We start from the raw sequence: 11,629 nt of genomic DNA, 5'->3' as shown, positions 1-11,629 counted from the left end.
GTCCGCCCGGGTCAGCCCGCGCGGTCGTCCCGGAGCACGGGCCGCAGCCGCTCCACGACGTCGGCGTCCTCCACCGTCGAGGGGACGACACCGGGGCCGCCGTCGGCGATCTCGCGCATGGTGCGCCGCAGCACCTTCCCCGAGCGGGTCTTGGGCAGCGCGGCGACGACGTCGACCCGGCGGAGCGCGGCGACGGGACCGATCTCGGACCGGACGAGGGCGACCAGCTCGGCCTCCAGCTGCCCCGCCGGCGTGGTCACGCCGTCGGCGAGGACGACGAGGCCGCGCGGCACCTGGCCCTTGAGCGCGTCGGCGACGCCGATCACGGCGCACTCGGCGACGGCCGGGTGCGAGGCGAGCACCGCCTCCATCGCGCCGGTGGAGAGCCGGTGCCCGGCCACGTTGATGACGTCGTCGGTGCGGCCCATGACGAAGACGTAGCCGTCCTCGTCGAGGTGGCCGCCGTCACCGCTGAGGTACCAGCCCGGGAAGGCGTCGAGGTAGCTGCGGCGGAAGCGGTCGTCGTCGCCCCAGACCGTCGGCAGGGTGCCGGGCGGCAGCGGCAGCCGCAGGCAGAGCGCGCCGTCCTCGCCGGCCGGCAGCACCGCGCCGTCGGGCCCGAGGGCCTGCACGTCGTAGCCGGGCACCGGCACCGACGGCGAGCCCGGCTTCAGCGGCAGCGGCTCCAGCCCGCGCGGGTTGGCGGCGATCGGCCAGCCGGTCTCGGTCTGCCACCAGTGGTCGACGACGGGGACGCCGAGCGTCTCCCCGGCCCAGGCGAACGTGTCGGGGTCGAGGCGCTCGCCGGCCAGGAACAGCGCCTGCAGGCTCGAGAGGTCGTAGCGACGGACGAAGGCGCCCTCCGGGTCGGCCCGGCGGACCGCCCGGATGGCGGTCGGGGCGGTGAACAGCACCTTCGCGCGGTGCTCGCTGACCACCCGCCAGAACGCGCCCGCGTCCGGGGTGCCGACGGGCTTGCCCTCGTAGAGCACCGTCGTCGCCCCCACCAGCAGCGGCGCGTAGACGATGTAGGAGTGGCCGACCACCCAGCCGACGTCGCTGGCGGTGAACATGACGTCGCCCGGGCCGACGTCGTAGACGGCCCGCATCGAGTAGGCCAGCGCGACGGCGTGCCCGCCGTGGTCGCGGACGACGCCCTTCGGCTTCCCCGTCGTGCCCGAGGTGTAGAGGATGTAGAGCGGGTCGGTGGCCGCCAGCTCGGCGCAGCCGGCCGGCTGGAACTGCCCCGGCCGCATGAGCACGGCGAGGTCCAGCTCGCGCTCGCCGCGCAGCTCGGCGGTCGCCTCGGGCCGCTGGTGGACCACGACGTAGTCGGGCCGGTGGGTGCTGCGCTCCAGTGCGGCGTCCAGCAGCGGCTTGTACTCCACCACCCGACCGGGCTCCAGGCCGCAGGAGGAGATGAGCACGACCTTGGGGCGGGCGTCGTCGATCCGGGCGGCCAGCTCGGCCGCCGCGAAGCCGCCGAACACCACCGAGTGGACGGCGCCGAGGCGGGCGCAGGCCAGCATGGCGATGACGGCCTCGGGCACCATCGGCATGGAGATGACGACGCGGTCGCCCGGTCCGACGCCCAGCTCGCGCAGGCCGCCGCCCAGCTGGGCGACCTCCTGCAGCAGGTCGGCGTAGCTGTAGGTGCGGCGGGTGCCCGAGTAGGCGGAGTGGAAGACCAGGGCCGGGTCGTCGGCGCGGCCGCGGACGACGTGCCGGTCGAGGGCGTTGTAGCAGGTGTTGAGGACGCCGTCGGGGAACCAGCGGCCGGCGGGCGGGGCCCCGGCGTCCAGCACGGTGCGGGGCCGGGTGAACCAGTCGACGGCCCGGGCCTGCTCGCCCCAGAAGCCCTCCGGGTCCTCGAGGCTGCGGCGGTGCTCGTCGGCGTACGCGCCCATCGGGCCCTCCTCGTCGGGGTGGCGCCGAGGGGTCGGCGGACGGCCCCGGACGCTTGTGGGCCCAGCGTACGATCCGGGGGATGCCTCCCCTGCTGCTGGACCCCCGACCGCTGATCGGACGCCAGCGGGCCGGCCTGGCCAAGATGCTGCGGGACCGGATCGGCGGCGAGGAGTTCAACGCCAGCCACGAGCGGATCTGGTTCACCGAGGGCGAGCGCTGGTTCTCCGAGGACGACGTCATCTGGCGCGTGCACGCCGACACGTCGATGTTCATCGGCGGGATCCGGGCGCTGCTGCTGCAGTCGCTGCACCCCGTCGCCATGCAGGGCGTCAGCGAGCACTCCGGCTACCGGGGCGACCCGTGGGGACGGCTGCAGAACACCAGCCGCTACCTGGCCACCACCACCTACGGCACGGTCGAGGACGCCGAGCGGATCATCCGCGTCGTCCAGGCCATCCACCGCCGCGTCACCGGCACCACGCCCGCGGGCCGGCCCTACGCCGCGAGCGACCCGCACCTGCTCGGCTGGGTGCACGCCGCCCAGGTCGACAGCTTCGTCACCAGCTACCAGGCCTTCGGCCCGCGCCGGCTCGCCGACGCCGAGGTCGACGCCTACGTCGCCCAGTCCGGTGAGGTGGCGCAGCGGCTCGGCGTCGTGGACCCGCCGCGGACGTGGGAGCAGGCCGTCGCCCTGCTGGAGCGCTACCGGCCCGAGCTGCGCAGCACCCCCGCCGCCCGCGACGTGGCGGCGATGCTGCTCCGCGACCCCCCGCTCACCGGCCCCGCCCGGCTCGGCTTCGGGGTGCTGGCCGCCGGCGCCGTCTCCACCCTTCCGCCGTGGGTGCGGACCACCCTGCTGCTGCCCACGCTGCCGACGGCCGACCGGCTCGTCGTCCGGCCGCTGGCCCGCTCAGCCATGCTCACGCTGCGCTGGGCGCTCGGCGACACCACGGACCTGCCCGAGCCGCCCCAGCCGGCCGCCGCCGGCTGACCACAGCAGGCAGACCGCCAGCACCGCGGCCGCGCCGGCCCCCATCGAGCGGGTCGCGACGGCGAAGGCCGACGCCTCCAGCGAGCGCCCGCCCGCCAGCGCCAGCCCGCCCACCAGCGCGGCGGTGACCAGCACGACCGCGACGCCGACCAGCCAGGCCGTCCGCCGGGCCGCCGTCAGGGTGGCGGTGGGCACCGGGCGAGCCGGGGTCCGCCGGACCCAGAGCAGCAGCCAGAGGCCGAGGCCCGCCAGCCCCAGCAGCCCGCTGGCGAACTGGAACCACTTGAAGGCCGGCAGCGGGCCGAGCGGCTCCGCCAGCAGCGCGACGTGCGTGGTGCCCCAGCGGTCGGCGTGGGTGAAGGTGTCCCAGACGACGTGGGTGAGCGCCCCCAGCACCACCGACACCGCCGCCGCGAGCAGCAGCCCCGGGGTGAGCGCGGCCGGTGGCCGCAGCCGTTCCCGCAGCCAGCGCGGCGCCAGGTCGGCCAGCGGTCGGCGCAGGACCAGCCGCCACAGGACGAGGACGAGCAGCCCGAGCACCAGGTCGACGCTCACCGGACCGCTGGCCGCGTGGGTCCAGCGCGACCCGACCGGCAACGGCACGAAGTAGGGCAGGTCCGGCACCCACGAGCCGATGACCAGGGCCGCCGGGACCAGCCGACGGCTGCGGGCCAGCGGCAGGACGGCGACGGCGTGGCTGAGGGTGAACGGCACGCAGGACAGCCTGCCGGAGTCCGTGCCGCCGCGGGGGCCGGAGCGTCAGCCCCGCGGGCCGGGAGCGGGCGGAGGTGCCCAGAGGGAGGGGTCAGCTCGGGGGCGGGCCCGCGGGCGCCGGCTGCCACGCGGGCGCGGGCGCGGGCGGCAGCGGCGCGGGCGCCGGGGCGGCCGGCCGGGTGAGCGCCTGCAGCCCGGTCCGGCCGGCCTCGCGCCAGATCAGCACCAGCGCGACGCCGTGCACCACCACGGAGAGGGCGAACTGCAGGAAGGTCCCCGTGGTGTCGGAGCCGATGAAGGCGTCCTTCCAGCCGCCGAAGAGGATGACGGTGACGAAGGCGAGAATGTTGTTGACGGCGTGCATGGCGATCGCCGCCTCCAGCCCGCCGGTGCGCCAGGTGGCGAGGCAGCCGGCCACCGCGAGGCAGGCGATGCTGCCCACCACCCAGACGTCGGGGCTGCCGTGCGCGGCGGAGAAGGCGATCGAGGAGATGACCGTCGTGACCACGAGGCCGACGACGGGGCGCCGGAACCACGAGCCGAGGACCTGCAGGATCCAGCCGCGGAAGAAGTACTCCTCGCCCGCCGCCTGGAACGGCGTCATGATCAGGACGACGACCAGCAGAGCCCCCCAGTGCGCGGGCCGCGGGCCGCTCGGCTGGTCGACCAGCAGGGTGATCCCGACGTAGACCACCCACACCGGCACCACGACGAGCAGGCACCGCCGCATCCAGCCCCACCGGATGCCGCCGGTGACCGAGGTGCTGAAGCGCGGCCGGACGCCGTGCACCGCCCAGATCGAGAACATGACCGTGGGGATGAGGATCACCAGCGACAGGTTGAGCGCGATGAAGCCGACGACGCCGAGGTCGTCGACGTCGGTGAGCGTCCCGAACACGTAGCCACCCAGGTCGGACCGGCCCGTGGCCAGGCCGACGACCAGCGGCGGGACGACGGAGAGGACGCTCAGGCCGAGGAAGATCGCGCCGGCGAGCAGCATCGTCAGCAGCGGCTTCCACCAGCGGTGCCGGGGGCCGCGGAGCAGCTGGGGGTAGCGGACGGGCTCCTGCGGCATCGCCGGCGGGCGGGGCGGCGGACCCCACGGGGCGACCGGGCCGTAGCCGGGCGGGAAGCCCTGGGGCGGGAAGCCGGGGGGCGGGTGGCCCTGGGGGGCGTAGGGCTGGGGGGCGTAGGGCTGCGGGGCGTAGGGCTGCGGGGGGTGGCCAGGCGGCGGGCTCTGCGGGGCGTAGCCCTGCGGATGGCGCGGCGGCGGGGGACCCTGCTGACCGGACCACGGGGCCGGCGGGGCGACCCACGGCTGGTCGGAGGTGGGCCGGCTCGGGAACGGCTGCCCGGGGTACGGCTGCCCCGGGTGGACCGGCGGCGTCAGACCGTCCGCGGACGCGGGCGGCCGGGGCTGCGCCGGTCCGTCGGACGCGGGCGGGACCGCTCCTGCGTCGGGCTGCTGGGGCTCGGAGGGGGCGTCGCCCGGCTGCTCGCTCATCCCGGCCAGTGTGCCACCGGCCCCGGTCCGCAGAGGCGGACCGGGGCCGGTGGAGGTGGGATCTGTGGACGACGGCGGGAGCCGCCGTCCGCTCAGGCGGTGTGCTCGGTGCGGGGCGCCGACGTGAGGTCGGCCCCGTCCGTGGCCTGCTCGACGGCCGCCCCCGGCCCGGTGGGCGCGTCGGGGGTGTCCGCCATGGCCATGCCGCGCCGGCTGCTGATGACGACCGCGACGACGATGATCGCCAGCGCGACCAGGGCGATGGCGTAGCGCCACGCACTGGGGGTCTCGCTGAACGGGGACATCGCGACGACCGCGGGGGCGATCAGCACGGCGACCAGGTTCATCACCTTGATCAGCGGGTTGATGGCCGGACCGGCGGTGTCCTTGAACGGGTCACCGACGGTGTCGCCGATGACGGTGGCCTCGTGGGCGGGCGAGCCCTTGCCGCCGTGGTTGCCGTCCTCGACCAGCTTCTTGGCGTTGTCCCAGGCGCCGCCCGAGTTGGCCAGGAAGACCGCCATCAGGGTGCCGGAGGCGATCGCGCCGCCGAGGTACCCGGCCAGGGCCGGGGCGCCGAGGCCGAAGCCGACGGCGATCGGGGCGAAGATCGCCAGCAGGCCCGGCGTCGCCAGCTCGCGCAGCGAGTCCTTGGTGACGATGTCGACGACCTTGCCGTACTCCGGCTTGCCGGTCCCCTCCATGATCCCGGGGATCTCGCGGAACTGGCGGCGCACCTCGTAGACCACCGCGCCGGCGGCACGGCCGACGGCGGTGATGGCCAGGCCCGAGAAGAGGAACACCACGGCGGCGCCGAGGATCACCCCGACCAGGGTCTGCGGGTCGAAGACGACCGCTTCTGCGGCGAAGGCGGCGTAGCGGTCGGCGAGCACGTCACGGATCGCGTCGGTGTAGGACCCGAACAGCGCCGTCGCGGCCAGCACGGCCGTCGAGATCGCGATGCCCTTGGTGATGGCCTTGGTGGTGTTGCCCACCGCGTCGAGCTCGGTGAGGATCTGCGCGCCCTCGCCGTCGACGTCGCCCGACATCTCGGCGATGCCCTGGGCGTTGTCGGAGACGGGGCCGAAGGTGTCCATGGCCACGATGACGCCGACCGTGGTCAGCAGGCCGCAGCCCGCGAGGGCGATCGCGAACAGGGCGACGACGCCCGAGCCGCCGAGCAGGAAGGCGCCGTAGACCGCGGCCGCGATGACCAGGGCGGTGTAGACGGCCGACTCCAGGCCGACGGAGATGCCGGCCAGCACGACGGTGGCCGCCCCGGTCAGCGAGGTCCGGCCGATGTCCTTGACGGGCCGGTCCTCGGTGCCGGTGTAGTAGCCGGTCAGCGCCAGGATGACGACGGCCAGCAGGATGCCGATGACGACGGCGCCGATGGCCACGACCCGCGGGTCGTCGACCGGACCGGTGAACGCCTGCGCGCCCGGCACGCCGAGGGCGGCGAACGAGGAGGGCAGGTAGGCGAAGGAGGCGATCGCGCAGAGCACCGCCGAGATCGCGGCCGAGAGGTAGAACGACCGGTTGATGGTCTTGAGGCCGTTCTCCCCCGCCCGCGGCTTGGTGAGGTAGATGCCGATGAGGGCGGTGATCACGCCGATGGCGGGCACGATCAGCGGGAAGACGAGCCCGGCCTCGCCGAAGGCCGCCTTGCCGAGGATCAGCGAGGCGACGAGGGTGACGGCGTAGGACTCGAAGAGGTCCGCGGCCATGCCGGCGCAGTCGCCGACGTTGTCGCCCACGTTGTCCGCGATGGTCGCCGCGTTGCGCGGGTCGTCCTCGGGGATGCCCTGCTCGACCTTGCCGACGAGGTCGGCGCCGACGTCCGCGGCCTTGGTGAAGATGCCGCCGCCGACGCGCATGAACATGGCGAGCATGGCGGCGCCGAAACCGAAGCCCTCGAGGATCACCGGGGCGTCGCTGCGGAAGAAGAAGACGAACACCGAGGCGCCCAGCAGGCCGAGGCCGACCGTCGACATGCCGACGTGGGCACCGGTGCGGAAAGCGATCTTCATGGCCGGGTCGCGGCCGCCCTCGCGGGCGGCGGAGGCGACGCGGACGTTGGCCCGCACCGCCAGCCACATGCCGAGGTAGCCGATCAGGGCGGAGAACACCGCGCCCGCCAAGAAGGCGATGGAGCGGAAGATGCGGAGGGTCCACTCGCCGAAGTCACCGCTGCCGCGGGCCGGCAGGGCCAGGAGCAGGAAGAAGGCCACCACGGCGAAGACCGACAACGTGCGGAACTGACGTCCGAGGAATGCCGAGGCACCCTCCTGGACGCCGAGCGCGATCGTCTTCATGTTCTCGGTGCCGTCGTGGGCCGCGAGCACCTCGCGGCGGAAGATCACCGCCATCACGAGCGCCAGGAGCGCGATCACGCCGACGATGGCGACGAGGGTGAGATTGCCTCCCGAAACCGGGATGGCGGTCACTTCCAAAGGAACTGGAAGTACGGGCATACAAAGTCCTCCTCGACCATGTCCGTGCGAAAGAAAGGGCCTGGGTTCAGCCGCGCGCAGTCTAACCACATGCCCTACTGGTCCGCTCGGGTCCCCGCGGCACGGCGCGGGCGCGTCCCGGCGCCGCGGCCGTGCCACGCTGGAGGGATGAGCGCGGGGACCGGAGCGGTGGTCGGGCGGCCCGGGGCGCCCGCCCTGCCACCCGTCGACGAGGCGGAGCCGGGGGTCCGGCACGTCCGGCGGCTGCCGGCCCGGGCGGGCACGCACGCCCCCTGGCCCGGCTGGCTGCCCGACGAGCTGCGCGAGGCCTTCGCGGGCACCGGCGTGGAGCAGCCCTGGCAGCACCAGGTCGAGGCCGCCGAGGCCGCCTGGCGGGGACGGCACGTCGCCCTGTCCACGGGGACGGCCTCGGGCAAGACGCTGGGCTACCTGATGCCCGTGCTGGCCGCCACCCGGGCCGGGCTGGCCCCGGCCGGCCCGCCGCGCCCGGAACCGACCGGCACCGCCGCCTGGCGGGTGGCCGGCCGCCCGCACACGTCGCTGTACCTCGCGCCCACCAAGGCCCTGGCCCACGACCAGCTCCGCGCGTGCGCGGACCTCGGCCTCTCGGGCTGGCCGATCGCCGCCGTCGACGGCGACACGAGCCCCGACGACCGCACCTGGGCCCGGGAGCAGGCGGTGCACCTGCTGACCAACCCCGACCTGCTGCACTTCTCGCTGCTGCCCGGGCACGCGCGCTGGGCCGGCTTCCTCTCCTCCCTGCGCTTCGTCGTCGTCGACGAGGCCCACCGCTACCGCGGCGTCTTCGGCTCGCAGGTGGCGCTGGTGCTGCGGCGCCTCCGCCGGCTGGCCGCCGCGTACGGGGCGGACCCCGTCTTCGTCGTCGCCTCGGCCACCGCCGGGGACCCCGGTCGGACGGCGGCCGAGCTCATCGGCGTCGACCGGTCGGCCGTCACCACCGTCGACGTCGACCGCTCCGCGCGCGGGCCGGTCGAGGTGGTGCTCCGCGAGCCGCACGGCTCCACCGAGGACGAGACCGCCGACCTGCTGGCCCGCTCGGTGGCCGCGGGAGCCCAGACCATCGCCTTCGTGCCCTCGCGCCGCGGCGCGGAGGTGGTGGCCCGGCGCGCACAGCAGCAGCTCGACGCGTGGTCGCCGCCCGACGACGGCGGCGGGCCCGGGACCGCACCCCGGGTGGCCGCCTACCGGGGCGGCTACCTCGCCGCCGACCGGCGGCGCCTCGAGCAGGCGCTGCAGGACGGCAGGCTGGCCGGGGTCGCCGCGACCAACGCCCTGGAGCTGGGCGTCGACATCGCCGGCATGGACGCCGTCGTGATGGCCGGCTTCCCCGGCACCCGCTCGGCCTTCTGGCAGCAGGCCGGCCGGGCGGGACGCCGGGGCCGGCCGGCGCGGGTGACCCTGGTGACCCGCCCGCACCCGCTCGACGCCTACCTCGCCGAGCACCCCGCCGCCCTCCTCGACCAGCCCGTCGAGCCCACGCTGCTGCACCCGGGCAACCCCTACCTGCTGGGACCGCAGCTGGCGGCCGCCGCCCAGGAGCTCCCGCTGACGCCGGCCGACGCGGCCTGGTTCGGCCCGCACATCGAGGCGCTCGCCGAGCGGCTGGCCGCGACCGGCGCGCTGCGCCGGCGCCGCGACGGCTGGTACTGGACCCGCCCCGAGCGCGCGTGCGACACCATCGACCTGCGCGGCTCGCGCGCCGACCAGGTCGAGATCGTCGAGGTGGACACCGGCCGGGTGCTGGGCCACGTCGACCCCGTCGCCGCCGACCTCACCGTGCACCCGGGGGCGGTGTACCTGCACCGGGGCGAGAGCTTCCTCACCGAGGAGCTCGACCACGAGGGGCTCGAGGCGCTGGTCCGCGCCGCCCGGCCGGGGTACCTCACCCAGCCGCAGACCAGCACCGCCGTCGAGGTGCTCGCCGAGCACGTCCGGCGGGCCCTCGGCCGGGGCTGGCTGCACCGCGGCCAGATCGCCGTCACCAGCCAGGTCACCGGATACCTCCGCCGCGACGAGGTGCTCGGCACCGTCTGGGACTCGACGCCGCTGGACCTGCCCGAGCACCGGCTGGTGACCAGCGGCACCTGGCTGACGCTCCCGCTGGCCGAGGTCGACGAGTCCGTCCCGCTGGCCCGGCTGGCGGCCGGGGCGCACGGGCTCGAGCACCTGGCCCTGGGCCTGCTGCCGATGCACGCGCCGTGCGACCGCTGGGACGTCCGCGGGTACACGACCGCGGCCGACCTCGGCACGGGCCTGCTCACCGTCACGTTCTACGACCAGCAGCCCGCCGGCGCGGGCTTCACCGAGCAGGCCTTCGGGGCCGGCCCCGCCTGGCTGGCCGCGGCGCTGGAGCGGGTCGAGGCGTGCCGCTGCGAGAACGGGTGCCCCGCCTGCGTGGTGGCCGCCGACTGCGGCGACGCCCAGCGCGGGCTGGACAAGCAGCTCGCCGCGTCCCTGCTCCGGCTGCTGCAGCCCCCGCCGGCCACCGGCGCGTAGCGGCGCCGGGCCCGCGGCGTCCGGCCATACTGGCGTCATGGTGGCCCTCGCTCTCGTGCTCGTCGTGCTGGTGCTGGTGTTCGCCGCCGCGGTGCTGCTGGGCAGCGGTGCGTCGTACGACCTGTCCGTGCTGGGCGCCACCGTGCCGGTGACCAGCAGCGGTGTGTTCCTGGCCGGGGCCGCCGCGATGCTCGTGCTGGCGCTCGCCCTCCTCCTGCTGGTGGTCGGCCTGCGTCGCGGCCGGGCCCGGCGCCGCCGGGTCAAGGCGCTGCGCTCGGCCGCCGTCGGCACGCCCGGCGCGTCCGCCCCGGGCGCGCCCGCGGCCCAGACCACGGGCTCTGCCGCACCCAGGACGACGAGCGCGCCCTCCTCGTCCGCATCCTCCGACCGGCCGGCCGCGTCCGACGAGGTGACGTCCACCCGGGACGACGACAGCCCGACCACGACCCCGGCCGAGCGGTCGCGCCTGCTGGACGAGGCGGACGAGGCCACCCGCGACCAGTCCCTCCGATGAGCTTCGGGGAGATCTTCAACCCGGGGCTCCGGTACCTCCGAGAAGAGAAGGAACGCCAGAAGATGCTCGTCTCCAAGCCCACCCACGGCGGCGGCTCGCCGCTCGGCATCGACCTCGAGGCCGGGGTCGCCAAGATCACCGTCCGCCGACCGGCTCCCGAGCCCGTCGACGCGGCAGCGGCCGACCCGGCCGACGCCTCCCCCGCCGCCGGCTCCGGCACCGCGCCGGAGACCGCCGAGGACCCGGCGGACTAGCGCGCTCACGGGGCCGACCCTGCGTGGGCCTCGCCGACGACGCGCCTCGGCAGGCCCCGCACCCGGCTCCGCACCGGCAGGGCGACCCGCACGCTGACGACGTACTCCACCGGGTCGCCGACCGTGCTGCAGCTGAGCACCGTGGCGTCGTTGTCGCGAGCGGTCCTCCGCGCCTGGTCGCACGCGTCGCGTCCGGCCGCGAAGGCGACGGCCCCGCTCACCGCCGCGAGGTCGGCGGCGGCCCGGGCCCGGTGCTGGGCGACCTCGTAGCCGGCCACCAGCAGCGCGACCCCGGTGAGCACGACGACGACCCCCATCACGCCGGCGACCAGCACCGACGCGCTGCCCCGCTGGTCTCCTCGCCGGACACGGCCGGTCACCGGCCTGTCCCGCCGGGCTCCGGCACGACGACCGCCTCGGCCGAGAGCGGCACCGCGAGCCTCCCGCCCCGCAGCGGCGCGACCGTCACCTCCACCCGCACCACCACCTGGCCGGAGCGCCGCTGGACCTGCACCCGCGCCCCGTCCGGAGCCTGGGCCCGGACGACAGCCGACGCCTCCCGGTCGCCCCGCGCCTCCTGCCGCGCCACCGCCGCCGCGGTGTCCACGCAGCGCAGCTGCATGACGACCAGGAGCACGCCCCAGCACAGCAGCAGGAAGAGGCTGAGCGCCGCCAGGATGGCGACGGCCAGCTCGGCCGTCACCATCCCGCGCCCGCCGCGCGAGCGCGTGACCCCGCGAGCGGGAACCACGG

The 11,629-nt window shown here is 75.8% G+C and carries 10 protein-coding genes; 4 read left to right on the top strand and 6 right to left on the bottom strand.

Translation table 11 applies throughout. The annotated features are described in order from the left end of the window. Nucleotides 1-11: 11 nt before the first annotated feature. Complete coding sequence (locus tag JOF54_RS12745) at nucleotides 12-1,907, bottom strand: AMP-binding protein (protein WP_210056317.1); 1,896 nt, start codon at nucleotides 1,905-1,907, stop codon at nucleotides 12-14. Between the two features lie 80 nt (nucleotides 1,908-1,987). Here JOF54_RS12745 and JOF54_RS12740 point away from each other — a divergent pair, with 80 nt between their 5' ends. Then, nucleotides 1,988-2,899 carry an oxygenase MpaB family protein gene (locus tag JOF54_RS12740; RefSeq protein WP_245358078.1) on the top strand — a complete coding sequence of 304 codons (912 nt, stop codon included), beginning with the start codon at nucleotides 1,988-1,990 and terminating at the stop codon, nucleotides 2,897-2,899. On the opposite strand, the gene JOF54_RS12735 is transcribed toward JOF54_RS12740, so the two are convergent. The 3 genes from JOF54_RS12735 to JOF54_RS12725 form a co-directional block, all read right to left on the bottom strand. Then, nucleotides 2,819-3,613 carry a DUF4184 family protein gene (locus JOF54_RS12735; protein WP_210056315.1) on the bottom strand — a complete coding sequence of 265 codons (795 nt, stop codon included), beginning with the start codon at nucleotides 3,611-3,613 and terminating at the stop codon, nucleotides 2,819-2,821. The two genes, JOF54_RS12740 and JOF54_RS12735, sit on opposite strands and share 81 nt — an antisense overlap. A 91-nt stretch (nucleotides 3,614-3,704) precedes the next feature. Then, nucleotides 3,705-5,117: a CPBP family intramembrane glutamic endopeptidase gene (locus JOF54_RS12730; protein WP_210056312.1), complete on the bottom strand. Its 1,413-nt coding sequence runs from the start codon at nucleotides 5,115-5,117 to the stop codon at nucleotides 3,705-3,707. A gap of 92 nt (nucleotides 5,118-5,209) precedes the next feature. After that, entirely contained in the window at nucleotides 5,210-7,591 is a 2,382-nt protein-coding gene (locus tag JOF54_RS12725; protein WP_210056310.1) for a sodium-translocating pyrophosphatase, read from the bottom strand. A 147-nt stretch (nucleotides 7,592-7,738) separates the two neighbouring features. Here JOF54_RS12725 and sftH point away from each other — a divergent pair, with 147 nt between their 5' ends. Genes sftH through JOF54_RS12710 form a run of 3 tightly spaced genes read left to right on the top strand, consistent with a single transcriptional unit; the run spans nucleotide 7,739 to nucleotide 10,876 of the window. Next, nucleotides 7,739-10,108 (top strand): DEAD/DEAH box helicase, encoded by a 2,370-nt coding sequence (sftH, locus tag JOF54_RS12720; protein WP_210056308.1) that lies wholly within the window; start codon nucleotides 7,739-7,741, stop codon nucleotides 10,106-10,108. Nucleotides 10,109-10,145: 37 nt separating this feature from the next. Further along, nucleotides 10,146-10,622 carry a hypothetical protein gene (locus JOF54_RS12715; protein WP_210056305.1) on the top strand — a complete coding sequence of 159 codons (477 nt, stop codon included), beginning with the start codon at nucleotides 10,146-10,148 and terminating at the stop codon, nucleotides 10,620-10,622. Beyond that, nucleotides 10,619-10,876: a DUF6191 domain-containing protein gene (locus JOF54_RS12710; protein ID WP_210056303.1), complete on the top strand. Its 258-nt coding sequence runs from the start codon at nucleotides 10,619-10,621 to the stop codon at nucleotides 10,874-10,876. The genes JOF54_RS12715 and JOF54_RS12710 overlap by 4 nt, the downstream gene beginning before the upstream one ends. Nucleotides 10,877-10,881: 5 nt before the next feature. Here JOF54_RS12710 and JOF54_RS12705 read toward each other — a convergent pair whose 3' ends face one another. Together JOF54_RS12705 and JOF54_RS12700 are read right to left on the bottom strand one after the other, a co-directional pair. Continuing rightward, complete coding sequence (locus JOF54_RS12705; protein WP_210056301.1) at nucleotides 10,882-11,256, bottom strand: Rv3654c family TadE-like protein; 375 nt, start codon at nucleotides 11,254-11,256, stop codon at nucleotides 10,882-10,884. Continuing rightward, nucleotides 11,253-11,627 carry a TadE family type IV pilus minor pilin gene (locus JOF54_RS12700; protein WP_210056299.1) on the bottom strand — a complete coding sequence of 125 codons (375 nt, stop codon included), beginning with the start codon at nucleotides 11,625-11,627 and terminating at the stop codon, nucleotides 11,253-11,255. The genes JOF54_RS12705 and JOF54_RS12700 overlap by 4 nt, the downstream gene beginning before the upstream one ends. Nucleotides 11,628-11,629: the final 2 nt, after the last annotated feature.

The sequence above is a fragment of the Microlunatus capsulatus genome, from assembly GCF_017876495.1.
GTDB lineage: Bacteria > Actinomycetota > Actinomycetes > Propionibacteriales > Propionibacteriaceae > Microlunatus > Microlunatus capsulatus.
The sequence above is the reverse complement of the archived record's forward strand: the minus strand, read 5'-3'. Positions and strand labels throughout refer to the sequence as shown.

Excerpts from the sequence above, each read along its gene's own strand:
- JOF54_RS12730 (WP_210056312.1), bottom strand. The coding sequence starts at position 5,117 with ATGAGCGAGCAGCCGGGCGACGCCCCCTCCGAGCCCCAGCAGCCCGAC.
- sftH (WP_210056308.1), top strand. The coding sequence starts at position 7,739 with ATGAGCGCGGGGACCGGAGCGGTGGTCGGGCGGCCCGGGGCGCCCGCC.
- JOF54_RS12740 (WP_245358078.1), top strand. The coding sequence starts at position 1,988 with ATGCCTCCCCTGCTGCTGGACCCCCGACCGCTGATCGGACGCCAGCGG.
- JOF54_RS12745 (WP_210056317.1), bottom strand. The coding sequence starts at position 1,907 with ATGGGCGCGTACGCCGACGAGCACCGCCGCAGCCTCGAGGACCCGGAG.
- JOF54_RS12715 (WP_210056305.1), top strand. The coding sequence starts at position 10,146 with ATGGTGGCCCTCGCTCTCGTGCTCGTCGTGCTGGTGCTGGTGTTCGCC.
- JOF54_RS12710 (WP_210056303.1), top strand. The coding sequence starts at position 10,619 with ATGAGCTTCGGGGAGATCTTCAACCCGGGGCTCCGGTACCTCCGAGAA.
- JOF54_RS12725 (WP_210056310.1), bottom strand. The coding sequence starts at position 7,591 with ATGCCCGTACTTCCAGTTCCTTTGGAAGTGACCGCCATCCCGGTTTCG.